Annotated in this window: 28 protein-coding genes; 25 read left to right on the forward strand and 3 right to left on the reverse strand. The window is 70.1% G+C overall.

All coding sequences use genetic code 11. From position 1 onward, the window contains the following. The first annotated feature begins 46 nt into the window (after positions 1-46). The 4 genes from ACYVHG_RS00120 (at position 47) to ACYVHG_RS00135 (ending at position 5,592) form a co-directional block, all read left to right on the forward strand. Complete coding sequence (locus ACYVHG_RS00120; protein WP_461165405.1) at positions 47-385, forward strand: P-II family nitrogen regulator; 339 nt, start codon at positions 47-49, stop codon at positions 383-385. 7 nt (positions 386-392) lie between these two features. Beyond that, the gene (locus ACYVHG_RS00125) at positions 393-2,858 is read left to right on the forward strand and encodes a [protein-PII] uridylyltransferase (protein ID WP_461165830.1); all 2,466 of its coding nucleotides are present in this window, start codon (positions 393-395) and stop codon (positions 2,856-2,858) included. A gap of 9 nt (positions 2,859-2,867) precedes the next feature. Further along, a complete protein-coding gene (gene ffh / locus ACYVHG_RS00130; RefSeq protein ID WP_461165406.1) occupies positions 2,868-4,430 on the forward strand; it encodes a signal recognition particle protein in 1,563 nt (520 codons plus the stop codon). Between the two features lie 94 nt (positions 4,431-4,524). After that, positions 4,525-5,592, forward strand: a complete 1,068-nt coding sequence (locus tag ACYVHG_RS00135) for an amidohydrolase family protein (RefSeq protein ID WP_461165407.1) — start codon at positions 4,525-4,527, stop codon at positions 5,590-5,592. On the opposite strand, the gene ACYVHG_RS00140 is transcribed toward ACYVHG_RS00135, so the two are convergent. Further along, positions 5,502-6,791 carry an acyltransferase gene (locus tag ACYVHG_RS00140; protein WP_461165408.1) on the reverse strand — a complete coding sequence of 430 codons (1,290 nt, stop codon included), beginning with the start codon at positions 6,789-6,791 and terminating at the stop codon, positions 5,502-5,504. The two genes, ACYVHG_RS00135 and ACYVHG_RS00140, sit on opposite strands and share 91 nt — an antisense overlap. Before the next feature lie 587 nt (positions 6,792-7,378). On the opposite strand from ACYVHG_RS00140, the gene rpsP reads away from it, so the two are divergent. From rpsP to rplS, 11 genes are all read left to right on the forward strand, one after another. After that, entirely contained in the window at positions 7,379-7,843 is a 465-nt protein-coding gene (gene rpsP / locus ACYVHG_RS00145; protein ID WP_461165409.1) for a 30S ribosomal protein S16, read from the forward strand. Further along, positions 7,844-8,092, forward strand: a complete 249-nt coding sequence (locus ACYVHG_RS00150; protein WP_013126270.1) for an RNA-binding protein — start codon at positions 7,844-7,846, stop codon at positions 8,090-8,092. It begins immediately after the preceding gene. Between the two features lie 4 nt (positions 8,093-8,096). Beyond that, the gene (gene rimM / locus ACYVHG_RS00155; RefSeq protein ID WP_461165410.1) at positions 8,097-8,618 is read left to right on the forward strand and encodes a ribosome maturation factor RimM; all 522 of its coding nucleotides are present in this window, start codon (positions 8,097-8,099) and stop codon (positions 8,616-8,618) included. A 7-nt stretch (positions 8,619-8,625) separates the two neighbouring features. Next, positions 8,626-9,327: a tRNA (guanosine(37)-N1)-methyltransferase TrmD gene (trmD, locus tag ACYVHG_RS00160; protein ID WP_461165411.1), complete on the forward strand. Its 702-nt coding sequence runs from the start codon at positions 8,626-8,628 to the stop codon at positions 9,325-9,327. 84 nt (positions 9,328-9,411) lie between these two features. Continuing rightward, positions 9,412-9,720 (forward strand): YbaB/EbfC family nucleoid-associated protein, encoded by a 309-nt coding sequence (locus ACYVHG_RS00165; protein ID WP_461165412.1) that lies wholly within the window; start codon positions 9,412-9,414, stop codon positions 9,718-9,720. Then, positions 9,717-9,995: a hypothetical protein gene (locus ACYVHG_RS00170; RefSeq protein WP_461165413.1), complete on the forward strand. Its 279-nt coding sequence runs from the start codon at positions 9,717-9,719 to the stop codon at positions 9,993-9,995. Before ACYVHG_RS00165 ends, ACYVHG_RS00170 begins: the two co-directional genes overlap by 4 nt. Beyond that, positions 9,992-10,864 (forward strand): hypothetical protein, encoded by an 873-nt coding sequence (locus ACYVHG_RS00175; RefSeq protein WP_461165414.1) that lies wholly within the window; start codon positions 9,992-9,994, stop codon positions 10,862-10,864. Before ACYVHG_RS00170 ends, ACYVHG_RS00175 begins: the two co-directional genes overlap by 4 nt. Positions 10,865-10,874: 10 nt before the next feature. Continuing rightward, positions 10,875-11,267, forward strand: a complete 393-nt coding sequence (locus ACYVHG_RS00180) for a hypothetical protein (RefSeq protein WP_461165415.1) — start codon at positions 10,875-10,877, stop codon at positions 11,265-11,267. A gap of 9 nt (positions 11,268-11,276) precedes the next feature. Continuing rightward, positions 11,277-13,661: a Tex family protein gene (locus ACYVHG_RS00185; protein ID WP_461165416.1), complete on the forward strand. Its 2,385-nt coding sequence runs from the start codon at positions 11,277-11,279 to the stop codon at positions 13,659-13,661. Between the two features lie 96 nt (positions 13,662-13,757). After that, complete coding sequence (locus tag ACYVHG_RS00190) at positions 13,758-14,735, forward strand: hypothetical protein (RefSeq protein WP_461165417.1); 978 nt, start codon at positions 13,758-13,760, stop codon at positions 14,733-14,735. 61 nt (positions 14,736-14,796) lie between these two features. After that, complete coding sequence (gene rplS, locus ACYVHG_RS00195) at positions 14,797-15,138, forward strand: 50S ribosomal protein L19 (protein WP_013126282.1); 342 nt, start codon at positions 14,797-14,799, stop codon at positions 15,136-15,138. An 83-nt stretch (positions 15,139-15,221) separates the two neighbouring features. Here the strand turns inward: rplS and ACYVHG_RS00200 are convergent, their stop codons facing one another. After that, a complete protein-coding gene (locus ACYVHG_RS00200) occupies positions 15,222-16,019 on the reverse strand; it encodes a polysaccharide deacetylase family protein (protein WP_461165831.1) in 798 nt (265 codons plus the stop codon). Positions 16,020-16,207: 188 nt separating this feature from the next. Between ACYVHG_RS00200 and lepB the strand changes: the two genes are divergently transcribed. From lepB to dprA, 6 genes are all read left to right on the forward strand, one after another. Then, positions 16,208-17,026 (forward strand): signal peptidase I, encoded by an 819-nt coding sequence (lepB, locus tag ACYVHG_RS00205; protein WP_461165418.1) that lies wholly within the window; start codon positions 16,208-16,210, stop codon positions 17,024-17,026. A 7-nt stretch (positions 17,027-17,033) separates the two neighbouring features. Further along, positions 17,034-17,726 carry a ribonuclease HII gene (locus ACYVHG_RS00210; RefSeq protein ID WP_461165419.1) on the forward strand — a complete coding sequence of 231 codons (693 nt, stop codon included), beginning with the start codon at positions 17,034-17,036 and terminating at the stop codon, positions 17,724-17,726. Positions 17,727-17,763: 37 nt separating this feature from the next. After that, on the forward strand, positions 17,764-18,069 hold the full coding sequence (locus tag ACYVHG_RS00215) for a DUF2469 domain-containing protein (protein WP_461165420.1): 306 nt from the start codon (positions 17,764-17,766) through the stop codon (positions 18,067-18,069). 113 nt (positions 18,070-18,182) lie between these two features. Continuing rightward, positions 18,183-18,551, forward strand: coding sequence for a YraN family protein (locus ACYVHG_RS00220; protein WP_461165421.1), 369 nt, complete (start codon positions 18,183-18,185; stop codon positions 18,549-18,551). Beyond that, entirely contained in the window at positions 18,551-20,071 is a 1,521-nt protein-coding gene (locus tag ACYVHG_RS00225) for a YifB family Mg chelatase-like AAA ATPase (RefSeq protein WP_461165422.1), read from the forward strand. Before ACYVHG_RS00220 ends, ACYVHG_RS00225 begins: the two co-directional genes overlap by 1 nt. Continuing rightward, the gene (dprA, locus tag ACYVHG_RS00230) at positions 20,068-21,225 is read left to right on the forward strand and encodes a DNA-processing protein DprA (RefSeq protein WP_461165423.1); all 1,158 of its coding nucleotides are present in this window, start codon (positions 20,068-20,070) and stop codon (positions 21,223-21,225) included. The genes ACYVHG_RS00225 and dprA overlap by 4 nt, the downstream gene beginning before the upstream one ends. Positions 21,226-21,230: 5 nt before the next feature. Here dprA and ACYVHG_RS00235 read toward each other — a convergent pair whose 3' ends face one another. After that, positions 21,231-21,764 (reverse strand): YdeI/OmpD-associated family protein, encoded by a 534-nt coding sequence (locus ACYVHG_RS00235; RefSeq protein ID WP_461165424.1) that lies wholly within the window; start codon positions 21,762-21,764, stop codon positions 21,231-21,233. Positions 21,765-22,004: 240 nt separating this feature from the next. Here ACYVHG_RS00235 and ACYVHG_RS00240 point away from each other — a divergent pair, with 240 nt between their 5' ends. Genes ACYVHG_RS00240 through ACYVHG_RS00255 form a run of 4 tightly spaced genes read left to right on the forward strand, consistent with a single transcriptional unit; the run spans position 22,005 to position 25,531 of the window. Continuing rightward, the gene (locus tag ACYVHG_RS00240; protein ID WP_461165832.1) at positions 22,005-22,874 is read left to right on the forward strand and encodes a MetQ/NlpA family ABC transporter substrate-binding protein; all 870 of its coding nucleotides are present in this window, start codon (positions 22,005-22,007) and stop codon (positions 22,872-22,874) included. Continuing rightward, complete coding sequence (locus tag ACYVHG_RS00245) at positions 22,871-23,917, forward strand: methionine ABC transporter ATP-binding protein (protein ID WP_461165425.1); 1,047 nt, start codon at positions 22,871-22,873, stop codon at positions 23,915-23,917. The genes ACYVHG_RS00240 and ACYVHG_RS00245 overlap by 4 nt, the downstream gene beginning before the upstream one ends. Further along, a complete protein-coding gene (locus ACYVHG_RS00250; protein WP_461165426.1) occupies positions 23,914-24,588 on the forward strand; it encodes a methionine ABC transporter permease in 675 nt (224 codons plus the stop codon). Before ACYVHG_RS00245 ends, ACYVHG_RS00250 begins: the two co-directional genes overlap by 4 nt. 49 nt (positions 24,589-24,637) lie before the next feature. Further along, on the forward strand, positions 24,638-25,531 hold the full coding sequence (locus ACYVHG_RS00255; RefSeq protein WP_461165427.1) for a tyrosine recombinase XerC: 894 nt from the start codon (positions 24,638-24,640) through the stop codon (positions 25,529-25,531). Positions 25,532-25,545 lie beyond the last annotated feature (14 nt).

Genomic DNA, 25,545 nt, shown 5'->3' on the forward strand with positions numbered 1-25,545 from the left:
TCGGCCGGAATAAGCTGGAACCACCACCGACTGAGAAGGAACCGAAATGAAGCTGGTCACTGCGATCGTCAAGCCCTTCACCCTCGAGGACGTCAAGGCGGGCCTGGAGCAAGCAGGGATCCTCGGCATGACCGTCAGCGAGGTCCAGGGTTACGGCCGCCAGAAGGGGCACACCGAGGTGTACCGCGGCGCCGAGTACTCTGTGGACTTCGTCCCCAAGGTGCGGATCGAGGTCGTCGTCGACGACGCCGTCGCCGACAGCGTGGTCGACGTGATCGTCGACGGTGCCCGGACCGGCAAGATCGGTGACGGCAAGGTGTGGGTCACCCCCGTCGAATCCGTGGTGCGGGTGCGCACCGGTGAGCGCGGCGCGGAAGCGCTGTAGCGAGTCGATGTCGATCTCGGGCAACGCGAGCACGGGCACCGGCGCGGCCACCGAACTGGTGGCCGCGCGGGCCCGGCTCCTGGACCGGGCCTCCGGTAGTCACCGGATCGACCCGCTCACCCTGCGCGCCTCCCTCGCCGATCTGGCCGAGGTCTGGCTCGCCACCAACGGCGCCGCCGCCGGGATCAGTCCGGACAGTGGCATCGCGCTGGTCGCCGTCGGTGGGCTCGGTCGCCGGGAACTGTTGCCCTACAGTGACTTCGACCTCCTACTCGTGCACGACGACGGTCTCCCCGTCGAGCGCGTCACCGCCGCCGCGGAGAGCATCTGGTACCCGCTTTGGGACGCGCACATCAAACTCGACCACTCGGTACGGACCGTCCCGGAAGCCGTGCGGGTGGCCGCCTCCGATCTCACCGCCGCGCTGGGCCTGCTCGACGCCCGGCACATCGTCGGCGACGAGGAGATCACCAACCTGTTGATCGGCGGAGTCCGCAAACAGTGGCGCGCCGACATCCGTAGCCGCGTCGACGACCTCGTCGAACAGGCACGTGAGCGGTGGCGCCGATCCGGTGAGATCGCCCATCGGGCCGAACCCGACCTCAAGAACGGGCGCGGCGGCATGCGCGATGTGCAGTTGCTGCAGGCGCTCTCGCTCGCACAGCTCACCGACGGCATACCGACACCGTCGGCGAGCAGCGGTGGCAGGTCGGCCGGTGAGCTGGCCGCAGCGTACGCCCGGCTCCTGGATGTGCGGACCGAACTGCACCGGATCTCCGGACGTGCCCGCGATCAGCTGCGCGCCCAGGATGCCGACGAGATCGGGGCCGCACTGCGGATCGGCGACCGGTTCGACCTGGCCCGCACCATCAGCGACAGCGGCCGGTCCGTGGCCTACGCCGTCGACGTGGGCATTCGCACGGCCACCAACGCCCTTCCGCGCCGCGGCCTGTCCCGATTGCGCCGCGCACCGGTCCGTCGTCCCCTCGCCGAGAGCGTCGTCGAGCATTCCGGTGAGGTGGCCCTCTCCCGCGACGCCCGCCCCGGGCGCGACCCGGGGCTGACGGTGCGCGTGGCCGCCGCTGCGGCCGGCGCGGCCCTTCCGATGTCGGCGTCGACCCTGGCCACCCTCGCCGACGTCGCTCCGGCGCCGCGCAGTCCGTGGTCGGCCGAGGTGGTCGCGGACTTCCTCGCCCTGCTCGGCGCCGGTCGTCGCGCGGTCCCGGTGATCGAGGCGCTCGACCGCACCGGCCTGTGGGGCCGGCTGCTGCCCGAATGGGGCGCGGTGCGCGACCTGCCGCCCCGCGACGCGGTGCACACCTGGACCGTGGACCGGCACCTGATGGAGACCTGCGCCTACGCCGCCAATCGCGCCACCGACGTCTCCCGGCCGGACCTGTTGCTCCTCGGGGCGCTGCTGCACGATCTGGGCAAGGGGCGCGGGGGCGACCACAGCATCATCGGCGCCGAGATCGCCGACGCGGTCGCCTCCCGCCTCGGCTTCGACGATGCCGACACCGCACTGCTGGCGGGCATGGTCCTGCATCACCTGCTGCTGCCGACCATCGCCACTCGTCGTGACCTGGACGACCCCGACACCATCACCCTGGTCGCCGACAAGGTCGGCCGCGACCCGGTGCTGCTGGAACTGCTGCACGCGCTCGCCGAGGCGGATTCACTGGCGACCGGACCCGGGGTGTGGGGGGAGTGGAAGTCACGGCTGATCGGAGAACTGGTGCGGCGCACCGGTGCCGTGCTCGCGGGCGAGCCGGTGCCGCAGCCCGATCCGGTGTCCGAGGAGGTCGCGGCACTGGCGGCGGACGGAGGCACGCACGTGCGGATCAGTCCGGCGGCCGACCTCGGGCAGCACACCTACACCGTCACCGTGGTCGGCCCGGACCGGCGCGGCGTGCTGGCCCGCATGGCCGCCGTCCTCGCCCTGGCCGGATTGCGGGTGCACAGTGCCACCGTCGTGTCGGTCGGGGAGTCCGCGGTCAACACGTTCATCGTGGTCCCGGCGTTCGGTGACCCGCCCGATCCCGCGGTCGTCAGGCAGCGGCTGCTCGGGGCGCTCAGCGGCACCGACGTGCTCGGCGAGCTGCGCGCACGCACCGAGACGGCCCCCGCGCAGGAGGCCGACGCCGCCCTGCCCGCGCCGCCGCTGCGGGTCGCCGCGCCGCCCCGGCTGCGCTGGTACGACGGCGCGCCCGGCACCGCGGTACTGGAGGTCCGGTCCGGAGACACCGCCGGCCTGCTCGCGCGGGTCGCCGGGGCGCTCGACGACGCCGGACTGGACGTGCGGTGGGCCAAGGTGGCGACGCTCGGAGCGACCGCGGTGGACGTGTTCTGCCTCAGCGTCCCCGAGGGGGCACCGTCGATACGTGAGCGCGCGGAGGAGGCCGTGATCGCGGTCCTGCCCGAGGCGGCGCCGCCCGCGCCACCGGATTCAGGTCAGACGCAGGATGGTCGGTAGTCTGAAGCAATGTTCGAATCCCTCTCCGATCGGCTCACAGGCGCGCTCAAGGACCTGCGCGGCAAGGGCCGTCTCACCGACGCCGACATCGACGCCACGGCCCGCGAGATCAGGCTCGCGCTGCTGGAGGCCGATGTCGCGCTGCCCGTGGTGCGTGCCTTCGTGGCGCGGATCAAGGAGCGCGCCAAGGGGCACGAGGTCTCGGCCGCGCTCAACCCTGCGCAGCAGATCGTCAAGATCGTCAACGAGGAGCTCGTCGCGATCCTCGGCGGTGAGACCCGCCGGCTGAACCTGGCGAAGACCCCGCCGACGGTGATCATGCTCGCCGGCCTGCAGGGCGCGGGTAAGACCACTCTCGCGGGCAAGCTCGCGGCCTATCTCAAGAAGCAGGGCCACACCCCCATGCTGGTGGCCTGTGACCTGCAGCGGCCGGGCGCCGTCGACCAGCTCAAGATCGTCGGTGAACGAGCCGGTGTGCCCACCTTCGCGCCGCACCCGGGTACCTCCGTCGGCGGTGAGGGCACCCTCGGGGTGAGTGCCGCGGATCCGGTCGAGGTGGCTCGCGGAGGCATCGCCGAGGCGCGGTCGCGCCAGCACGACGTGCTGATCGTCGACACCGCCGGACGCCTCGGCATCGACGAGGAACTGATGGGGCAGGCCCGCGCCATCCGTGACGCCGTCAACCCCGACGAGGTGCTGTTCGTCCTGGACGCGATGATCGGCCAGGACGCCGTCACCACCGCGCAGGCCTTCGCCGACGGCGTCGACTTCACCGGTGTGGTGCTCACCAAGCTAGACGGCGACGCCCGCGGCGGCGCCGCGCTGAGCGTCCGTGAGATCACCGGTAAGCCGATCCTGTTCGCGTCCACCGGTGAGAAGCTCGACGACTTCGACGCCTTCCATCCGGACCGGATGAGCTCGCGGATCCTGGGCATGGGTGATGTGCTCTCGCTGATCGAGCAGGCCGAGCAGCACATGGACCAGCAGAAGGCGGAGGAGGCCGCGGCCAAGATCACCTCCGGTGAGCTGACCCTCGAGGACTTCCTCGAGCAGATGCTGATGATCCGGAAGATGGGGCCGATCGGCAACCTGCTGGGCATGCTGCCCGGCGCCGGTCAGATGAAGGACGCGCTGGCCGCCGTCGACGACAGTCAGCTCGACCGGATTCAGGCGATCATCCGCGGTATGACCCCGGCCGAGCGTGCCGATCCGAAGATCATCAACGCCTCCCGGCGGCTGCGCATCGCGAAGGGCTCCGGCGTCGCCGTCAGCGATGTGAACCAGCTGGTGGACCGGTTCTTCGAGGCCCGCAAGATGATGTCGCAGATGGCCGGCTACGGCGCACCGAAGCGGATACCCAAGCGCAAGCAGAAGGGTAAGAAGGGCAAGAAGTCCTCCGGCCGCGGTCCGACACCGCCGAAGATGCGCGGCGGCTTCCCCGGGATGCCGATGCCCGGGATGCCTGCGGGTATGGACCTGTCGAACATGCCCAAGGGGCTCGACCAGCTTCCCCCGGGACTCGAGGGCATCGACATGGCCGCGCTGGAGGAGCAGCTCCGTAAGAAGCGCTGACCACCCTGTGAAAACCGCTGATTTCTGGGCTATGAAGCCGGATTCGTCCTCATAGCGGCGAAACCGGCGATATTCACCCCGTAGGGTCGACGGAGTGAGCGATCTGCACTTCACCGGCGAGGTTCTGACCGGCGGCGATGAGTTCTGGGTGACCGACGGCGAGATCCGGCTGAGCGGCTCGGGAGGCCTGGAGCTGACCGGGTTCGCGGTACCGGGATACGTGGACGCGCATTGTCACGTGGGCATCGTCTCCGAGGGCGAGCCCGACCTGGTGCAGGGACGCAGCCTGGCCCAGCAGGACGTGGCGGTCGGGGTCACCGTGATCCGCGAGCCCGGCTCCGATCTCGACACCTCACCACTGGACGGGCAGCCGGGACTTCCGCGCCTGATCCGTATGGGCCGGCACATCGCGCTGGTCAAGCGGTACACCCGTGGTCTCGGAGAGCAACTCGACGATTCCTCGCAGCTGGTGGAGGCGGTGCGCCGGAGAGCCGCCGAGGGCCATCCGTGGATCAAACTGGTGGGGGACTGGATCGACCGCGCCGCCGGTGACCTGGCGCCCCTGTGGCCCGATCACGTGCTCGCCGAGGCGATCGGCGCCGCGCACGACGCGGGGGCGAAGGTGACCGCGCACGTCTTCGGGGAGGACGCCCTGCCCGGTCTGCTGGCCGCCGGTGTGGACGCGATCGAGCACGGCTCCGGCCTGACCGACGAGACCATCGCGATCATGGCGGACAAGGGGATCGCTCTGGTTCCCACGATGATCCAGATCGAGAACTTCCCGTCGATAGCGGCACCCGCCCGAGACAAGTTCCCCACCTATCACCGGCACATGACGGCCCTGCACGACCGACGGGTCGCCACTTTCCGCGCGGCCTGGGAGGCGGGGATCGCGATGTACGCCGGTACCGATGCCGGCGGTTTCAACGTGCACGGTGCGCTTCCCCGGGAGATCGCGGCACTGGCCGAGGTGATGCCGGTGCAGGAGGCGATCGGAGCCGCCTCGTGGCGGGCCCGCCGGTGGCTCGGATTCGAGGGTATCGAGGACGGCGCCCCCGCGGACGTGGTGATCTACGACGAGGACCCGCGGCGCGCGCTCGCCGCCGGGGCGTTGCCGGAACCGTCGGCGGTGCTGGTGCGTGGCGCACTCGTGCGGCCCTGAGCGCGCCGGCGCGGGCGGCCCACCCACCACTGCGCCTTGGGGGCGCGGCTGAGCAGCCCGACGATGCCGAGCGTGATCGCCAGCGTGACCACGTACGCCACCGCGGTCCCGAACGGTGACGGCAGAATCCGGACCAGCCACGGCGTGTCGTCGGCGGTCCGCGGGAGCAGCAGCATCGACAGCACCATCACGTGCACCAGGAAGACGCCGAACGAGCGCTTCGCACCGAAGGAGGCGAACCGGGCGAGCATCGGCAGCTGTTCGCGATTGCGCGCCAGGATCAGGCCCAGCGTGTACACCGCTGCCACCAGAACCACGTACAGCAGGAAGTTCGCGGGCTGGAAGGCCGCCGACGCCACGATCGGGGCGGTCTCGTCGTTCAGGCGCACGCGGTAGAGCACCTGCGCGGCGACCGCCACCACCACGGCGGCCGCGAAGATCAGTGGTGCGTGCCGCAGCAGGATCTTCTCGATCCGCTCACGGTGGAAGGCGGCGAACACCCCCAGCAGGATGAAGAACTGGTACGGCACGAAGGTGGCGTAGGCGTGCCAGAAGTTCTCGCCCCACCAACCGGTGGTCGGGTTCCAGTAGGTGATCGCGGTGTAGATGCCCACTTGGAGGGCGGCGCTGACGACGAGGATGTGGACGTGAAAGCCGCGGGTCCGCTCGGCGAACCACAGCACCAGCGGGAACAGCAGGTAGATCTGGATGGTGACGAAGATGAAGTACAGCTGGTAGCCGTTGAGGCCACCCCACTTCAGGTTCTCCCAGAACTCATCGAGACTGGTGGGGATGGCCCCGGCCTGGCCGCCCACCACCATGTCGAAGACCCAGTAGGCGAAGGCCCAGATCACGAACGGGATCACCACCAGCGGTAGCCGCCGGCGCCAGAACTGCAACGGGCTGAGCCGGGCGCCCCGCTCGACCACCCCGTACGCCAGTACCAGTCCGGTCAGCGCGAAGAACGCGTTACGGGTGAAGTGCAGATTCATCGCCACGGCGTTCGTGACTACACCGTTGACCTCGTCGTTGGTGTTGGTGAGCGTGTGGATGAAGACCACCAGCAGGAACGTGATGGTGCGCACGAAGTCGAGCTGGTGCAGGTACCCGGCGTGCGGCCGACGGGCCGCAGCGGCCGGATCCGGCTCGGTCACGACACGGCGCGGTGTCGTCACGGGGCGCTCGAAATGGGTAGCCATATGCGAAGAGTCTGCGATCCGATCCTGCGAGCTTGCTGTACGCGGCCTGGCAGGGGGCTACACCGGGCTGAGGTGCTGATGCTCAGGCTGCAACGGAGGTTCCAGTTTACCCGTTGGTAACCTTGTGGCCGCATCGGACGCACCGGATGTGGCGCGGGTCACGGCAGCACCTTCAATCGTGAGCGAGTCTATCGGTTCGATCGCCGGGTCCCGCGCTGCGGCGTGTCGCCGCGTGCGGAGCTGCGTATGTCACCGCATGCGGAGCTGCGTATGTCACCGCGTGCGGAGCTGCGTATGTCACCGCATGCGGAGCTGCGTATGTCACCGCGTGCGGAGCTGCGTATGTCACCGCGTGCGGAGCTGCGTATGTCACCGCGTGCGGAGCTGCGTATGTCACCGCGTGCGCCACCACGTGGGGAGGTGGCGATTTCGCGCAGCTCCCAGCACGTGGCAGAATGGATCGCTGCTGACCGGCAGCGGCTGAGATACCGCCCGGCGGTCACGCATGAAGACGGCAAAACCGGGTGCGACCATCCAGGCGCATCGCTGAATTGCACAGTGACTACACATTACGAGGAGACGCCACCTTGGCTGTCAAGATCAAGCTCACGCGGCTCGGCAAGATCCGCAACCCCCAGTACCGGGTCGTCATCGCCGACTCTCGCACCCGCCGCAACGGCCGTGCGATCGAGTCGATCGGCAAGTACCACCCGAAGGAGGAGCCCTCGCTCATCGAGATCGACTCGGAGCGGGCGCAGTACTGGCTGGGCGTCGGCGCGCAGCCGACCGAGCCGGTTCTGGCTCTGCTGAAGATCACCGGTGACTGGCAGAAGTTCAAGGGCCTGCCGGGCGCTGAGGGCACCCTGAAGAAGGCTCCCGAGAAGCCGTCCAAGCTGGACCTGTTCAACGCCGCGTTGGCCGCCGCCGAGAACGAGCCGGCTGCTGCCGCCACCACCCCGAAGAAGAAGGCGGAGAAGAAGGCCGACGAGGCTGCTGAGGCTCCGGCCGAGGCCGCGCAGGCCCCCGCCGAGGCTCCGGCCGAGGGCGAGTAAATGAGCGCCGTCGTCGCTGATGCCGTCGAGCACCTGGTGCGCGGCATCGTGTCGAACCCCGACGACGTCCGCGTGGACCTGATCACGGGCCGTCGCGGCCGGGTGATCGAGGTCCACGTGAACCCGGATGATCTGGGCAAGGTGATCGGCCGCAGCGGCCGCACCGCCACCGCCCTGCGCACCCTGGTCACCGGCATCGGTGGCAAGGGCATCCGGATCGACGTCGTCGACACCGATCGAGTTCGCTGACCAGATGGAACTCGTGATCGGGCGGGTCGCCAAGTCGCACGGCATCCGCGGCGAGATCGTCGTGGAAGTGCGTACCGACTCACCCGAGCTGCGTTTCGCGGACGGCACCGACCTCAGCGGTCGGCGCCCCCGCGATACCAACATTCAGACGTACACCGTGGCAGCCTCCCGGGAGCATTCCGGGAGGCTGCTGGTGCGTCTGAAGGGCATCGACGACCGCACCGCCGCCGACGCGCTGCGCGGGGTGCTGTTCGTGGTCGATTCCGCCGACATCGAACCGAGCGACGATCCCGACGAGTTCTACGACCACGAGCTCGAGGGCCTGGCGGTACGCACCGTCGACGGCGCCGAGGTGGGCACCGTCTCAGAAGTCCTGCACCCGCCCGGCGGTGAGCTGCTGTCGGTGAAGGCGCCGGACGGACGCGAGATCCTGATCCCGTTCGTCACCGCGATCGTGCCCGAGATCGACCGGGCCGCGGGACTGATCACCGTCGACCCGCCCGAGGGTCTGCTCGACCCGGAATAGGGATGACATGCGCATCGACGTGGTGACCATCTTCCCCGAGTACCTCGCGCCGCTGCAGCAGGCGCTACTGGGGAAGGCCGTCGACAAGGGCCTGCTCCAGATCGGTGTCCACGACCTGCGGAACTGGACCCACGACGTGCACAAGGCCGTCGACGACTCGCCCTACGGCGGCGGTCCCGGCATGGTGATGAAACCCACCGTGTGGGGTCCCGCGCTCGACCAGGTGTGTCCCGACGGCGCCCTGCTGGTGGTGCCCACACCCGCCGGTGTGCCGTTCACCCAGGCCATGGCGCAGGACTGGTCGGGCGAGGAGCACATCGTTTTCGCCTGCGGTCGGTACGAGGGCATCGACCAGCGGGTCTTCGACGACGCCGCCCGCCGGGTGCGGGTGGTGGAGGTCTCCATCGGCGACTACGTGCTGATCGGGGGAGAGGTGGCGACCCTGGTCATGGTGGAGGCCTTCGCCCGGCTCATCCCCGGCGTGCTCGGCAATCAGCGTTCGCACCACGACGACTCGTTCTCCGAGGGCCTCGATGGTCTGTTGGAGGGGCCGTCGTACACCAGGCCCGAGGTGTGGCGGGACCTGACGGTGCCGCCGGTCCTGCTCTCCGGCGATCACGCCAAGGTCGCGCAGTGGCGCGCGGAGCAGTCCCGCAGCCGCACCGCCGAACGCCGGCCGGATCTGCTGCCATCGGACCGGTCCGGCTGATCCACCCGTTCCGCCGCGCCGGACGGGGTTCGGCGCCATGATGAATCCAGCGGACGTGGGGGCGTCCGCGGATTCGGGGGAATCATGGACCGTCTCGACGGCACCGCCGCCGCAGAGTTGCTCGCCGCGGTGCACCTGCGTGAGGCCGAACTGGCCCGCTTGGACGAGGAGTTCGCGGCTGCACGGGTCACCGCACGTTCAGCCGACCGGAGTGTCGCGGTCACCGTCGACGTGCGGGGGCACGTCGTCGGTGTGGAACTGACACCGTCGGCGGTCCGCGCGCACTCACCGCAGCGGCTCGGCCCGCTGATCACCGAACTCGCCGGACGGGCGGCGTCCTCGCTGGAGGATCACTACCGCCGCCGCGCCGGGATCGCCCGGGAGTCGGCGTGAGCTTCGAGGTGGACCCCGATTCCTGGGAGCGGACGGCGCGCGGGCTGGAGCGGCTGGCCGCGGACCTGCCACCGGTGAATGCGCTTGCGTTCCCGGACGATCGCTACGCGGCGGCGCTCGGTACGGTCCCCGTCGAATCGGACCGGATCGCTCGGGAACTGCATCGGGAGGCGGTCGGAGAGCTCGAGCGCCTCGCGATGCGGATCCGTGGGCAGGCGCGCTCGACGGTCCGGGCGGACTCCGACGGTGCTCGCGCCATCGAGGCGGCGTCGTGAACCACGACTTCTGGCCGCAGGAACCCCGGGAGCGGACCGGCACTGCCGAGCAGTACCTCGCCGCGCACACCCGAGCTCGCGCCCTGGCTGCCGGCCTGGGACTGCCGGGCCCCTCGGACCTGCTGATCCGCGCCGCCGAACTCGACACCGCCCGAACCGATCTGCACACCGCGTACGCGCAGTTGGTGGCCGATACCCGGCAGGCGATGACGGGCATCGCAGCCCGCACCGCGCTCGCGCGGCTGGATGCGCGGGCGGCCCGCCCGCCCGGCGACCCCGCCGCGGAGGCCGGCGCCGACCTCGCCGAACAACGCGGCCGCGCGGAGGCCGAGGACGCCGCGCAGCAGGCGCAGGGCCGCTCCGCCGACCTCGCCGCCGCGCACGGCGCCGGACTCGCAGGGATGACGCCGATGGGCATGCTCGGACGCGCGATCGGCGGCGACGGTGCACATCACGCCGTCCGATACCAAGTCGGTGCACCGGCACCGGCCGATCTGGAACTGCGCCTGCGGGAACTGTGTTCGGCCGTCACCGGTCCCGCCCGCGGCTGGGTGTCGATGGCGATCGCCGCCGTGACCGACGACGCCGGGCGGCCGTGGCGATTGATCGGCACCACCGAACTCGACGGATACCTGCGGCCCGGCGTGGAGCTGCGCGACGGGGAACTCACGGCCGGCAACGAGGCCTGGCCGGAACTGTCCATCGCCACCTTCTGCGCCGCCCACGGCTTCGCACCGGGACCGGTGGTGGGCGGCGTCGAGCCACCTGCGGATGTGTGCGAGCACCTGCGTGCGTGCGGCTTCGCTCCGAGCTGGACCACCGACGCCTGGGACGGATCGGGGGACACCGGCGATGCACCGCTCGACTAGCCTGCCGGAGTTGACCGACGCGGTCGCGGCCGTCGCGCCGGACCGCCGGCACGCCGCCGCCGTCACCGTCGTCGCCGGTGCCCTGGACCGGGCCTCGGATCCGCGTCTGGACGACGCCGGAGCGGTCCTGCTCGACGAGCGCCGCGCTCCCGGCTCCCGGCGCAGCAGCGCACACCGGCTGGCGACCGCGGTGGACGAGCTGGACCGGGCCGCGCACACCTGCCGGGCCGACGGTGACCACACCGGCTACATCCTCACCTTCCAGGCGGCGCGGGCGATGTCGGCATTGCACTTCCTGGTCCGCGACGGCGGCCAGGGCCTGGCCGACATCGCCTACGAGGCGGTCATGGTGTGCGGCGCCGCGGAACCGGTGATCGCCGAACTCGTCGGTGGGCGCCGGTAGGGTGGCCGGGTGAATTCGAGCTCGCCGATCAAGTCCGTATCCGCCCGCATCGCCCAGGAACTGGGCGTGGGGGAGAACCAGGTGGCCGCCACCGTGGCGCTGCTGGACGAGGGGGCGACGGTGCCGTTCATCGCCCGGTACCGCAAGGAGGTCACCGGCAGCCTCGACGACGCCCAACTGCGTGCCCTGGAGGAACGCCTCGGCTATCTGCGGGAACTCGACGAGCGGCGGACCGCGGTGATCGCCGCCATCGACGAGCAGGGCAAGCTGACCGACCAGCTCCGCGCCGCGCTCAACGCCGCCGAGACCAAGGCCCGGGTGGAGGACATCTACCTGCCGTACAAGGTCAAGCGGCGCACCAAGGCGCAGATCGCGCGGGAGAACGGGCTGACGCCGCTGGCCGTGCGGCTGCTCGGCGACCCGACCCTGGTGCCCGAGACCGTCGCCGGTGAGTTCCTCAGCGAGAACGTCGCCGACACCGCGGCCGCACTCGAAGGGGCCAGGCACATCCTGGTCGAGCGGGCCGCCGAGGACGCCGAGCTGGTGGGGACGGTGCGGGAGAGGTTCTGGACCGACGCGACCCTGCGGACCGGTGTGCGGGAAGGCGCCGATCCGCAGAAGGCGCAGAAGTTCCGCGACTACCTCGAGTTCTCCGAGCCGCTCGCCCAGATGCCCAGCCACCGCGTGCTGGCGGTGCTGCGTGGCGAGAAGGAGGAGGTGCTCTCGCTGAACTTCGACGCCGGCCAGGACGACTCGTTCGAGGCGCTGGTCGCCGCCACGCTGGGAGTTCGTAACGAGGGCCGCGCGGCCGACAAGTGGCTCGGCACCGTCGTGCGGTGGGCCTGGCGCACCAAGCTGATGGTCTCGGCCACCGTCGACGCGCGGACCCGGCTGCGTCAGCGCGCCGAGGACGACGCGGTGAACGTCTTCGCCACCAACCTCAAGGATCTGCTGCTCGCGGCGCCGGCCGGGACCCGGCCCACGCTCGGGCTGGACCCGGGCTTCCGCAACGGGGTCAAGACCGCCGTGGTCGACGGCACCGGCAAGGTCCTGGACACGCTGATCATCTACCCGCACCAGCCGCAGAACCAGTGGGACAAGTCGAAGGCTCTGCTGGCCGCGCTCATCGCACGCCATGACGTGGAGCTGGTCGCGATCGGTAACGGCACCGCCTCCCGGGAGACCGACGCGCTGACCACCGAACTGCTCGCCGAGATCCGCAAGGCCGGCGCGAAGGTACCGGCGAAGGCCGTGGTCAGCGAAGCGGGGGCGTCGATCTACTCCGCTTCGGAGTACGCCAGCCAGGAGTTGCCCGATATGGACGTCTCGCTGCGCGGCGCGGTGTCCATCGCACGCCGGCTGCAGGACCCGCTCGCCGAGCTGGTGAAGATCGACCCGAAGTCGATCGGCGTCGGCCAGTACCAGCACGACGTCTCCCAGGCCAGCCTCGCCAAGAGCCTCGACGCGGTGGTCGAGGACGCGGTGAACGCCGTCGGTGTCGACCTCAACACCGCGTCGGCGCCCCTGCTGGCCCGGGTCTCCGGGGTGTCGGAATCGTTGGCCGCTGCGATCGTCACGCACCGGGACAGGTCCGGCGCCTTCCGCAGCCGCAAGGGCCTGCTGGACGTGCCGCGCCTCGGGCCCAAGGCCTTCGAGCAGTGCGCGGGCTTCCTGCGGATCCGCGGCGGCGACGATCCGCTGGACGCTTCCGGTGTGCACCCCGAGGCGTACCCCGTGGTCCGCGCCATCCTGGATCGGTCCGGACTCGCCCTCGCCGAACTGATCGGTAATTCTCCAGCGTTGTCGAAGCTGCGTCCGTCGGAGATCGCCGCGGAGCTCGCCGACGCGCGGTTCGGTGTCCCGACGGTGACCGACATCCTGGCCGAGTTGGAGAAGCCGGGGCGCGACCCCCGTCCGGCGTTCGCGACCGCCACCTTCGCCGCCGGGGTGGAGAAGGTCTCCGACTTGCGGCCCGGAATGGTGCTCGAGGGAGTGGTGACCAATGTCGCCGCGTTCGGTGCGTTCGTGGACGTGGGTGTGCACCAGGACGGACTGGTGCACGTCTCGGCGATGTCGGACCGTTACGTCTCCGATCCGCACGAGGTGGTCAAGTCCGGCCAGGTGGTCAAGGTCAAGGTGGTGGACGTCGACGTCGACCGCCAGCGGATCGGTCTGTCGCTGCGACTGAACGACGACGCCTCCGCCGAGCGGGGCGGCCGGCGCGGCGGGGGGCAGGGCGGCACGTCCGGTCCCGGCCGGCGCAGTGTCGGCCAGCGCGGCTCCGGCGAACGCGGCGGGGGGCAGCGTGGCAACAACCCCGGGAACCGGGCCGGGCAGGCGGCACCGTCGGGCTCGATGGCGGATGCTCTGCGCAAGGCAGGTTTCGGGAAGTAGCCCTTATCGGATCCGTCCGGGCCCGCCCGGCGCAGCGGCCGGCACCGTCCGGGATCGCCGGTCCCATCGGCCGCGGCGGCGCACTAGGTTGGAGACATGTCCACTTGGTTCGCGCGAGACATCGTGGAGGCGGGACGGCTGCCGCTGTTCGCCTTCTTCGCGGGACTGATCGTGGGTTTCGTCTGCATCCGGATCAGTGTGCGGCTGATCCGTGCCAAGGTGCGCTGGTGGTTCGGCAACCTGGCGCCCGGTGGGCTACACGTGCACCACATGGTGTTCGGAGTGGTGCTGTGCCTGGGCGCTGCGGTCGGGCTGATCGCGAACTTCGACACCGCCACCCAGACCACCGCGGCGGTGCTGTCCGGGGTGTTCGGGCTCGGTGCCGCGTTGATCCTGGACGAGTTCGCGCTGATCCTGTACCTGCGGGACGTGTACTGGCAGGAGGAGGGCCGGGCCTCGGTCGACGCGGTCTTCGTGGCGATCGCCGTCACCGGACTGCTGTTGCTCGGTCTGCGGCCCCTGGACCTGGTCGACGGTGTCGGGTTCCAGGGCTCGCCCGAGCGTGCGGTGCAGATCGGCTTGGCCGTCCTCAGTCTGGGGACCGCTGCGATCGTGCTGCTCAAGGGCAAGATCTGGACCGGGCTGATCGGGCTGTTCTTCTTCCCGCTGCTGGTGGTCGGGGCGATCCGGCTGTCACGGCCGGGCGCTCCCTGGGCTCGCTGGCGCTACGACCAGAAGTCCCGCCGGATGGCGCGGGCGCTGCGCCGGGAGCGCCGCCTACGGCGGCCGCTGATCCGGGCGAAGATCGCGGTGCAGGACCTGATGGCGGGCCGTCCCGACCTGCTGCCGCAGCTGCGGGAGGACACCGAGAAGGAGCTCGACCGCACCGTCGTCCCCGCTCCGGCGCCGCCCCGGCGGCCGCGTTCGATGGTCCGCGGTCTCACGATTTCCCCGAACCGCCGCCGATCTGGCACAATCAACAGGTTGCCCGGGCTGCGCGTCACCCGGGTGTATCCGGCTGCGGAGCGGCCGGCAAGCCAGGAGTACGAACCGGTCGAACCCCCGCGGCAGTAGCCGTGACGGGCCGCCAGGGTCCTCTGCTCGCGAAGAAGAAGCAAGAAACGGTGATCCAGCGATGAACACGCTCGACTTCATTGACCAGCAGTCCCTGCGCAGCGATGTGCCCGACTTCCGCCCCGGCGACACCCTTGACGTGCACGTCAAGGTCATCGAGGGCAGCAAGGAGCGCGTCCAGGTGTTCAAGGGCGTCGTGATCCGCCGCCAGGGTGGCGGGATCCGCGAGACCTTCACGGTGCGCAAGGTGTCCTTCGGTGTGGGTGTGGAGCGCACCTTCCCGGTGCACTCCCCGAACATCGCCAAGATCGATGTGCTCACCCGTGGTGACGTGCGTCGCGCCAAGCTGTACTACCTGCGCGACCTGCGCGGCAAGGCCGCCAAGATCAAGGAGAAGCGCTGACTTCTCGGTCCGCGCCACGGACCTGATCCGATCAGCCCGTCCACCGTTCGGTGGGCGGGCTGTTCCGTACCCGCCGGGGAACGTCAGCGCACCGAGGGTGGCCCGGTGAGCACGTCGTCGAGCGTGACCAACTGAAGCCTCCGCGCGCGGATGATCTCCGTCAGCTGCGGGAACACGCGGGTCACCGGCGGGTGATTCGCGTGGCCGATCACAATCGCCTGCGCGGTGAAGTACTTCTGCGCGCATTCGAGGAGGTACTGCTCGGTGATCAACCCGGAGTCCGACAGCGAGCCGTACCAGAGCGTCGGGACGGTGTATCCCAGATCCGCGGCGACCGCGTCGACGGCCGCACTGTGATAGCCGAACGGTGGCCGGTAGTAGGGCGTCCCGTCGACACCGAAGTTCTGGAGCAGGAAGTCCTTGGTCTGCTGCAGCTCGTGCGCGATCGCTCGTGGCCCGAGCCGGGTCAGCGCCGGATGCGTCCAGGTGTGATTACCCAGTTGGACCTGCCCGGACTCCACCAGGCGGCCGAGCGCCTGCCGATGGATGGTCCACGCCGGGAAGCTCCCGGTGACGAAGAAGGTCAGTCGCGCGCCGGTCTGCTCGGCGAACCGGACGTACGCACCCACGACGTCGGGGCTGGCGCCGTCGTCGACGGTCAGGGCGAGGTTCTCGCCGGCGCCGGGAAGCCGGGTGATCGGCCCCGGCTGGATCCGGGGGCGGATCGTTCCCGTCGGGGGTGCTCCGAACAGCTTGGCCGGAGCGGAGGCCGACGGGGCCGCCGGTGCGGGCCCGGCGCTTTCCGTGGACGGGCGGGAACACCCGGCCAGGGCGGTGGCCGCACCCGCCGTGATCACGGTGAGCAGACGTCGTCGATCGATCGCGGTGCCGCCGACGATCGTTGAGCCGAACGGGTGGCGGCACGAATTCACCCGCTCAGTATCGTCGGTCCTTCCGGCTGCGCCTGTGCTGCGGATGTGAATCTCGTCGCACCGCCCGTCCCGGCGGGGCCGTCCTCCCGCCGTGCATGCCGGGGCTGTCGGCGCCACCGGCTCGGTAATGTGTACTCGTGCCCGAGCAGAAGAACTCCCCTCGCCGCAGCGGCGGCCGCCATTCCGCGCCCGAGCCCGGGCACGCATCCGCGTCCGGCGAGGAGGCCGTCGCAGAGACCGCCGACCGGCCGAAGAAGGGCAAGAAGACCAACTGGCCGCTGGAGGTCGGTGCGATCCTGCTGGTAGCGCTGGTGTTGAGCTTCTGCCTTCAGACCTTCGTCGGCCGCCAGTGGTACGTCCCGTCGGAATCGATGGAGCCGACGCTGGTCGGCTGCGCAGGCTGCACCGGCGACCGGATCGTCACCCAGAAGATCAGCTACTTCACCGGTGACCCGAAGCCGGGCGATGTGATCGTCTTCAAGGGGCCGACTGCGTCCTGGGGGACCGAGCCGGTGCAGAAGATCCGCTCCGACAACACCGTCATCCGCGGGATCCAGGAGGCGCTGTCGTACGTCGGCCTGCAGCCGCCCAACGAGAACGACCTGGTCAAGCGAGTCGTCGCGGTCGGCGGCCAGACGATCGGGTGCCGGCCCGAGAGCGGTGTGACCGTCAACGGCAAGAAGCTCGTCGAACCGTACCTGGCCGAGAACGCCAAGGCGTTCGCCAAGGATCAGGATTCCTGCTGGGGCAAGCCCTTCGGGCCGATCACCGTCCCCGAGGGGAACGTCTTCGTGATGGGCGACAACCGCATGGCCTCGGCGGATTCCCGGTACCACGTCGAGGACGAACTGCAGGGCACCATCCCCAGGGCCGACATCCGTGGCAAGGTCGCCGCGGTCATCTTCCCGTTCAGCCGGTGGCAGGGCGTCGACTCGATCAACCCGCAGCAGGGCTGAGTTCCGCATGCGCGACCGATGGCCGCCGCGGCCGGTGGTGCGGGCATCGAGGAAACAGGCGCTGAGCACACTGGAGACGGTGCTCGGGCGGGCCGGACTCGGACCGGTCGCCGGGATCGACGAGGCCGGACGCGGCGCCTGCGCCGGTCCGATGACGATCGCCGCGTGCATCCTCCCTACCCGCCTACCGCAGGCCCTGGCGCGGCTCGACGATTCGAAGAAGCTCACCGAGAACCTTCGTGAGCAGCTCTATCCGAAGATCCTCCATCACGCGGTGAGCTGGTCGGTGGTCTCCATCCCGGCGCCCGAGGTGGACCGGATCGGCCTGCACGTGGCCAACATCACCGGCATGCGGCGCGCGGTCGCAGGGCTGCAGGCCCGCCCCGGTTACGTGCTGATCGACGGTTTCACCGTGCCCGGACTGGCGGTGCCCTCGCTGCCGGTGATCGGTGGCGACGGCTCAGCGTCGTGCATCGCCGCGGCGAGTGTGCTGGCCAAGGTGACTCGCGACCGGGTGATGGCCGAGCTCGACGCCGACTTCCCGGGCTACGGGTTCGCCGTGCACAAGGGCTATTCGACGGCGGCGCACATGGCCGCATTGACCGAACTGGGACCCAGTGGCCAGCACCGGATGCGGTATCAGAACGTGCGGGCCGCACTGGCCGCGTCGACCGGGACTCCAGCCGCGGTGGCGCGGTAATCTGGAAAGGTTACGACACCGAGGTGAGGAGGGCGATGTGAGCGCAGAGGATCTCGAGAAGTACGAGACCGCGATGGAGCTGTCCATGTACCGCGAGTACAAGGACGTGCTGAGCCAGTTCACCTACGTGGTGGAGACCGAGCGCCGGTTCTACCTGGCCAACGGGGTCGATCTGATCCCCCGTAACGCCGACGGCGAGGTGTACTTCGAGGTGCGGATGACCGACGCCTGGGTGTGGGACATGTATCGGCCGGCGCGCTTCCTCAAGCAGGCCCGTGTGGTCACGTTCAAAGACGTCAACATCGAGGAGCTCGACAAGCCCGACCTGCGGCTTCCCGAGTAGAACGGCACCCCGGAAGGGGCGTCCATCCACAATTTGCGTACATAACTTGTTCTCTCCACAGGCACCGCTCTCCGGGCGGTGCCTGTGGTGTTCCCGGGTGCAGGATCGGCCGCATGGGGAACAACGAGATGGGACGAGCCGGGGAGGACGTGGTCAGCGACTACCTGACCGGCCGTGGCTGGACGGTGCTCGACCGCAACTGGCGCTACAGCGGCGGGGGACTGCGCGGGGAACTGGACGTGATCGCCCGCTCGCCGGACGGGGTGATCGCCGTCGTCGAGGTCAAGACCAGGTCGGGGACCGCGTACGGCACCGGATTCGACGCGGTCACCCCGCGTAAGGTCGCGCAACTGCGGGCACTGACCTCCCGCTGGCTGGCCGAACGGGAGAGCTCGTTCGCGCAGGTCCGGATCGACGTGGCCGCGGTGTTCACCCCACCCGGCGGCCCGGTCACCCTGGAGTACCGGGCCGGGGTGGCGTGATGTCCACGCTGAGCAGGGTGCATTCGGTCGCGATCACCGGTGTCGACGGAGCCGTGGTCGAGATCGAGGGCTGCATCGGCGCAGGACTACCCGCGGTGCACCTGGTGGGGCTACCCGATACCGCCCTGAAGGAATCCCGCGACCGGATCCGCGCGGCGATCGTCAACATCGGGGTGAAGTTCCCGGACACCCGCGTCACGGTCGCGCTCTCGCCGGCGACACTGCCGAAGGTCGGCTCGGTGTACGACCTGCCGTTGGCGATCGCCATCCTGCTCGCCGCCGAGCGGGTGCCGAACTCCCGGGCCGAGGGCACCGTCCTACTCGGGGAACTGGCCCTCGACGGCAGGGTCCGGCCGGTGCGCGGTGTGCTCTCGGCGGTACTGGCGGCGAAGGAGGCCGGATTCCCACGGGCGGTGGTCCCGCTGGGCAACCTCGGCGAGGCCGGCCTGGTGGACGGGATCGAGGTGCTCGGTGCCGCGCACCTGGCGGATGTGGTGACCTGGCTCGCCGGCGAGGGGGTGCTCGCCGAACCCGGCCCGCTCCAGGCTGAACCGGCCGATCCGTCGATCGCGGACCTCGCCGACGTGGTGGGCCAGCCCGAGGCGAAACTCGCGCTGGAGGTGGCCGCCGCGGGTGCCCACCACGTCATGATGAGCGGACCGCCCGGGATCGGGAAGACGATGCTCGCCTCCCGGCTCCCGGGGATTCTGCCGCCGCTCGGACGCCGCGAGGCCCTGGAGGTCAGCGCGATCCACTCGATCGCCGGGAACCTGCGGGCGGACCGGCCCCTGATCACGATTCCGCCGTTCGTGGCGCCGCACCAGACCTCCTCGGTCAGTGCCCTGGTCGGCGGCGGCAGCGGGCTCGCCCGTCCCGGCGCGGTCTCGTTGGCCCACCGCGGGGTGCTCTTCCTCGACGAATGCGCCGAGATGGGACCGCGATCGCTGGAGGCGCTGCGCACGCCGCTCGAGGAGGGACAGATCCGGCTGGCGCGGCGTGACGGGGTGGTGAAGTACCCGTCGCGGTTCCTACTGGTGATGGCCGCGAATCCGTGCCCGTGCGCGCCCGCCCGCGATAGTGACTGCACCTGTTCGGCGACGGTGCGGCGTCGCTATCTGGGCCGGCTGTCCGGGCCGCTGCTCGATCGGGTCGACCTGTGGGTGCGGATGGAACCGCCGACCACGGGTGCCCTGCACGCGGGCCAGACCTCGGAGGAGACCAGTGACGTGGTCCGCGAGCGGGTGCGGGTGGCGCGGGAGACCGCTGCGCAGCGCTGGGCCGAACAGGGCTGGATCACCAACTCGGAGGTACCCGGGGTCGTGCTGCGCACCCGTTTCCGGCTCTCGGCGAAGGCGTTGCAGCCGTTGGAGGTGTACCTGCGGACGGGACGGATCACCGCCCGCGGCGCGGATCGCTGCCTGCGGGTGGCGTGGACCGTCGCAGACCTGCTCGGGCTGGACCGGCCGGGCTACGACCAGGTGGTCCAGGCACTGCAGTTCCGGGACAAGGGGTTCACATGACCGACGACACCAGGCGTGCCTGGGCCTACCTGAGCCGCGTGGCCGAACCGCCCTGCGGCCTGCTGTTCACGCTGATCGAGGACGTCGGTCCGCGGGCTGCTGCCCGGATGGTGCGCAGCGGCGAGTTCCCGGACGGCTTCGAAGCGGTGGCCGATTCGACTGCGGCCCGCGCGGCCACCGACCGCTCCGACAGCGACCTCGACCACATGGCGCACCTGGGCGGGCGGCTGGTGACACCGGACGACGACGAATGGCCCGCCTACCGGTTCCAGCCGATGGCCCGGCGCACCCCCGCGGAACCGGCCGGCCACGAGGACGAGGTGCGGGAACTGCGGCCGATCGCGCTGTGGGTGATCGGCGGCGGACGCCTCGACGACCTCCTGGACCGGGCGGTCGCACTGGTGGGGACGCGGGCACCGTCGAGCTACGGCGAGCGGGTCACCGACGAGTTCACCGGTGACCTGTGCGCCGAGGGCTTCACCGTGGTCTCCGGTGGCGCCTACGGCATCGACGGGTGCGCACACCGGGCAGCGCTCGGAGCGGGCGGCTCGACGGTGGCCTTCCTCGCCGGCGGCCTGGACCGGCCGTACCCGGCCGGGCACGCGGGCCTGTTCCGGTGGATCGGCGAGACCGGCGCCCTGGTCTCGGAGTATCCGCCGGGCACCGTTCCCGCGAAGCACCGGTTCCTCAGCCGCAACCGGGTGGTGGGCACCTCGACCGGGGGAGTCGTGGTGGTGGAGGCAGGCTTCCGCTCCGGCACCAGGAACACCGCCACCTGGGCGAAGCGGCGGCAGGTGCCGGTGTGCGCGGTACCCGGACCGATCACCGTGGCCACCTCGGTCACCTGCCACGAGCTGATCCGCGACGGTGCCCGGCTGGTCTCCCGTGCCAGTGAGGTGATCGAGGAGGTCGGCCGGATCGGCGAGACCGCCCCCGAACGGGAGGTCCCGGCCCGTCCCACCGACGGGCTCGACAGCGCCGCGTTACAGGTTCATGAGGCGCTTCCCGCCACGTCCGCGCTGTCGGTCTCGGAGATCGCGGTGAGCGCCGGACTCCCGGCACGTGCGGTGATGGCGCAACTCGCCGTGCTGGAGTTGCGCGGACTGGTGCACCGCGACGGCGCGCTGTGGCGCCTCGGCGGTGAGCCGCGGTGAACCCGCTATTCGATCAGCTTGCCGCTGCGCGCCAATTCCGGATCGGTGCACGAGGACAGGTCGAAGCAGCAGGGCCGGCGCTTGCCGTCCCGCAGCTTCGAGATCGTCACCTGCACTCGCTTGGCCCGGGTCGCCGGACTGCGAGTGGCCCCGACCCACCGCACCCACTCCCAACGCGCCATCGGGGTGATGTCCGACCAGGAATCCGCGGTGTCCGGGGCGTCCGCCAGCGCTGCGGCCAGATCGTCGGGAAGCACCGGCTCGGGCCAGTCCTTGGTCGGGGTGAGTTCGATCCGCACCGAGTCCCCGGGACCGAACTCGGCGGTGTCGACGATGCCGTCGAGGTCGAGCCAGTGCCCCCGGCGACCGTCGGGCTCGACCACCGTGCGGAACCGAGCGCCGTCGGCCGAGCCGGTCGCGGCGACCTGACCGCGGGACGGGAGCTCACCGCTGGCCTGCTCGGGGAGCCGCAGAACGGTGCGATCACCGATCCGCTCGGCGGTGCCGGTGAACCGGACGGTGACGGCTGCGGTTGCCATGGTCGTGCCTCCTCGGTCGATCCCGCCGGCGCGGGCTCTCACATGAAACCCTCACTCGCAAACCTACGCGCGGTTTCGCTCAGTGCGGTGTGAAATGCGGACCGCCTCGTCCGGCCTGGTCAGTCCGGCGGGCGAATCCGGCGAACCGGGCTGGCGGGAGCGGACGTACCCGCAGGTGGGTATCGTTCATCCGACTGGGAGATCCCCGGTGGCCTCGACTTGGAGAACACAGCCGTGAAGATGAAGCGAATCGCGCTCGCCCTGGTGGTACCCGTCGCCCTCGCCTCGGGCCTGGCGGCCTGCGGCTCGAACTCGAGCAGCGACACCGTCTCCATCGGGGTGACCGATGGCGCCCAGCAGTTCTGGCAGGTCTACAAGGGCCTGGCCAAGGACCAGGGCATCGACGTGGACCTGAAGAACTTCAGCGACTACAAGCAGCCGAACGCCGCCCTCAACGACGGTGATCTGCAGATCAACGAGTACCAGCACCTGCTCTTCCTGGCCGACTACAACCAGAAGAACAACACCAAGCTGGTGCCGATCGGTGCGACCGCGATCTACCCGCTGCCGCTGTACTCGAAGAAGCACAAGTCGACCGCCGACATCCCGCAGGGTGGCACCATCGTGGTCCCGGACGACCCGACGAACCTCTCCCGCGCGCTGCTCGTGCTGTACTCGGCCGGCCTGGTCAAGTTCAAGGTGGCGCAGAACCCGTTCGTCACCCCTGCCGATATCGACCCCGCGGCGTCGAAGGTGACGGTCAAGACGGTGGACGCGAACCAGACCGCGCTGAGCCTGGACAGTGTCGACGGTGCGGTGGTCAACAACGACCCTGCTGAGAACGCCAAGCTCGGCAAGGACTTGATCATCGCCAAGGACGACCCGGCGAACCCCGCCTCGGAGCCGTACATCAACGCTTTCGTCGTCCGTGAGGCCGACAAGGACAACCCCAAGTACCTCAAGCTGGCGCAGCTCTACAAGGAGCAGAAGGTCGTGGAGGCGCTGAAGAAGGACAAGGGCGACACCTTCATCCTCATCGACAAGCCCGCCGCCGAACTGCAGCAGATCACGGTCAAGCTGCAGGATCAGGTCAAGGCACACGGCAAGTGACCGGTCCCACCGACACCCGGGCGGCCATCGAGTTCATCGAGGCCACCCGGGACTTCGGCACGACCACCGCGCTCGACGGTGTCAGCTTCACCGTCGACGAGGGATCGATCACCGGCGTGATCGGGCAGTCCGGCGCCGGCAAGTCCACACTGATCCGCACCATCAACGGTCTGGAATCGACCACCGCCGGCCAGGTCAAGGTGCTCGGCACCGAGGTGGGCGGACTCGGGGAGCGTGACCTGCAGAAGTTGCGCGCGCAGGTCGGCATGATCTTCCAGCGGTTCAACCTGATGAACTCGCGGACCGTCGCCGGGAACGTCGAGTACCCGCTGACTCTGTCCGGGATGCCCAAGGCCGAGCGTCACAAGCGGGTCGCCGAGCTCCTCGACTTCGTCGGCATCGGCGACAAGGCCGATCAATACCCCAGCAAACTCTCCGGTGGGCAGAGCCAGCGCGTGGGCATCGCCCGCGCTCTCGCCCGCAATCCGAAGATCCTGCTCGCCGACGAGGCCACCAGCGCTCTGGACCCGGGCACCACCATCGAGGTGCTGGAACTACTGCAGCGGGTCAATCGCGACTTCGGCACCACCATCGTGGTCATCACCCACGAGATGGACGTGATCCGCCGGATCTGCGACACCGTCGCCGTGCTGGACCACGGCCGGCTGGTCGACTTCGGACCGGTCTACGACGTCTTCGCCGCGCCCACCTCCCCGGCCACGGAGTCCCTGGTGCACGCCGCGGTCGGTGACGACGTCGCCCCGAAGACCCTGGCCCGCCTGCACGCCGCGCGGCCGGGCACCGTCGTCACCGTCGATGTGCGCGACGAGCCCGACGCACTCGACGCCGCGGAGGTCTTCGCGGCGCACGGCGCGGGCGCCCGCGTTCTCTACGGCGGTGTCGCCGAGGTCGGAGGGCGCCCGTTCGGCTCCCTGACCTACTCGGTGACCGGCGACGAGGCCGCGGTCGCCGCGGCCATCGACCAACTCGGCGCCCTGGCCCACGTCAAAGACCCGCAGACCGGACAGCAGGTGCAGCGATGAGTTTCCTGGAGGGGATCTTCCCGCCCGGCACCGAGGACGTCTTCGTGGACGCGATCGGCGAGACCGTTCAGCTGGTGGGGATCACGATGATCGTCGGCGGGCTGCTCGGTCTGGTGTACGGAACACTGCTGTACGCCACCCGCCCCGGCAACCTGCTCAGCAACCGGGCCGTGTTCTCGGTGTTGAACGTGCTGGTCAACATCATCCGACCGATCCCGTTCATCATCTTCATCACCGCGATCGCACCGCTGACCAAGATCTTCATCGGCACCCGGATCGGAGTCGAGGCCGCGGCCTTCGCGATGACGGTGATGGCGACTTTCGTGATCGGCCGCGTGGTGGAGCAGAACCTGGTCACCGTGGATCCCGGAGTGGTCGAGGCGGCGCGGTCGATGGGCGCGAGCCGCCTGCGGACCCTGGCCACCGTCGTCATCCCCGAAGGGTTGGCACCGCTGACCCTGGGTTACACGTTCATGTTCGTCGCCGTGGTGGACATGTCCGCCATGGCCGGTTATGTGGGCGGCGGCGGTCTCGGTGACTTCGCACGCCAGTACGGCTACCAGCAGAACAACTGGCAGTTGACCCTGGTGGTGATCGTGGTGCTGATCATCGTGGTGCAGATCGCGCAGTTCTTCGGGAACTGGCTCAGCCGCCGCCTGCAACACCGCTGACCGGCACGTCGATCGCGGGCCGGCCCCGATCCAGGCCTATCGTGAGAGAATGACGGTCCCGGCGGAGTACGAGAGGTACCTGCGGCTCGAACGCGGCCGCAGCGAGCACACCGTGCGCGCCTATCTGGCCGATCTGACGGCGCTGCTCGCCTTCGCCGAGCAGCGCGGCGTCGCGGCGGACCGTCTCGATCTGGCGACTCTGCGAGCCTGGCTGGGGGAACGGGCGGGCGCCGGCGCTGCCCGTACCACCCTGGCCCGGCAGGCGTCCTCGGCGCGCACTTACACCGCCTGGGCGGCCAGACGAGGCCACTTGGAAATCGACCCCGGGGTGCGGTTGAAGGCGCCTCGTGCGCGCCGCACTCTGCCGGCGGTCCTCTCCGCCGACGACGCCGATCAGGCGCTGCGCAACGCCGCCTCCGGAGCCGCGGAGGGGGACCCGATCGCACTGCGCGACCTGGCGCTGGTGGAACTGCTGTACGCCACCGGGATCCGGGTCAGTGAGTTGTGCGGACTCGACCTCGGCTCGGTCGACCACCCGCGGCGGGTGCTGACCGTGATCGGCAAGGGCGACAAGGAGCGGACGGTGCCCTTCGGCGCCCCCGCTGCCGGCGCCCTCGCGCGCTGGCTCGACGAGGGCCGGCCCGAGTTGGCCGGTGAGCGCTCGGGACGGGCACTGTTCCTCGGCGCCCGCGGGGGACGCCTCGATCCGCGGCAGGCCCGCAGCGTCGTGCACCAGGTCACCGGATCGGTCCCGGGTGGCCGCGAGGTGGCGCCGCACGGCCTGCGACACACTGCGGCGACCCACCTGCTCGACGGTGGCGCCGATCTGCGGGTGGTGCAGGAACTGCTCGGCCACTCGTCACTGGCCACCACCCAGCTGTACACGCACGTCAGCGTCGCCCGGCTGCGGGCCGCGCACGAGCAGGCCCACCCCCGCGCCTGAGCATCCGCCACCGT

This window comes from Tsukamurella serpentis (assembly GCF_054780975.1).

What these genes read in the sequence shown, in the direction of transcription:
- ACYVHG_RS00120 (WP_461165405.1), top strand. Translation starts at nt 47, where the DNA reads ATGAAGCTGGTCACTGCGATCGTCAAGCCCTTCACCCTCGAGGACGTC.
- ACYVHG_RS00125 (WP_461165830.1), top strand. Translation starts at nt 393, where the DNA reads ATGTCGATCTCGGGCAACGCGAGCACGGGCACCGGCGCGGCCACCGAA.
- ffh (WP_461165406.1), top strand. Translation starts at nt 2,868, where the DNA reads ATGTTCGAATCCCTCTCCGATCGGCTCACAGGCGCGCTCAAGGACCTG.
- ACYVHG_RS00140 (WP_461165408.1), bottom strand. Translation starts at nt 6,791, where the DNA reads ATGGCTACCCATTTCGAGCGCCCCGTGACGACACCGCGCCGTGTCGTG.
- ACYVHG_RS00150 (WP_013126270.1), top strand. Translation starts at nt 7,844, where the DNA reads ATGAGCGCCGTCGTCGCTGATGCCGTCGAGCACCTGGTGCGCGGCATC.
- rimM (WP_461165410.1), top strand. Translation starts at nt 8,097, where the DNA reads ATGGAACTCGTGATCGGGCGGGTCGCCAAGTCGCACGGCATCCGCGGC.
- trmD (WP_461165411.1), top strand. Translation starts at nt 8,626, where the DNA reads ATGCGCATCGACGTGGTGACCATCTTCCCCGAGTACCTCGCGCCGCTG.
- ACYVHG_RS00165 (WP_461165412.1), top strand. Translation starts at nt 9,412, where the DNA reads ATGGACCGTCTCGACGGCACCGCCGCCGCAGAGTTGCTCGCCGCGGTG.
- ACYVHG_RS00190 (WP_461165417.1), top strand. Translation starts at nt 13,758, where the DNA reads ATGTCCACTTGGTTCGCGCGAGACATCGTGGAGGCGGGACGGCTGCCG.
- rplS (WP_013126282.1), top strand. Translation starts at nt 14,797, where the DNA reads ATGAACACGCTCGACTTCATTGACCAGCAGTCCCTGCGCAGCGATGTG.
- ACYVHG_RS00210 (WP_461165419.1), top strand. Translation starts at nt 17,034, where the DNA reads ATGCGCGACCGATGGCCGCCGCGGCCGGTGGTGCGGGCATCGAGGAAA.
- ACYVHG_RS00220 (WP_461165421.1), top strand. Translation starts at nt 18,183, where the DNA reads ATGGGGAACAACGAGATGGGACGAGCCGGGGAGGACGTGGTCAGCGAC.
- ACYVHG_RS00225 (WP_461165422.1), top strand. Translation starts at nt 18,551, where the DNA reads ATGTCCACGCTGAGCAGGGTGCATTCGGTCGCGATCACCGGTGTCGAC.
- dprA (WP_461165423.1), top strand. Translation starts at nt 20,068, where the DNA reads ATGACCGACGACACCAGGCGTGCCTGGGCCTACCTGAGCCGCGTGGCC.
- ACYVHG_RS00235 (WP_461165424.1), bottom strand. Translation starts at nt 21,764, where the DNA reads ATGGCAACCGCAGCCGTCACCGTCCGGTTCACCGGCACCGCCGAGCGG.
- ACYVHG_RS00240 (WP_461165832.1), top strand. Translation starts at nt 22,005, where the DNA reads ATGAAGCGAATCGCGCTCGCCCTGGTGGTACCCGTCGCCCTCGCCTCG.
- ACYVHG_RS00250 (WP_461165426.1), top strand. Translation starts at nt 23,914, where the DNA reads ATGAGTTTCCTGGAGGGGATCTTCCCGCCCGGCACCGAGGACGTCTTC.
- ACYVHG_RS00255 (WP_461165427.1), top strand. Translation starts at nt 24,638, where the DNA reads ATGACGGTCCCGGCGGAGTACGAGAGGTACCTGCGGCTCGAACGCGGC.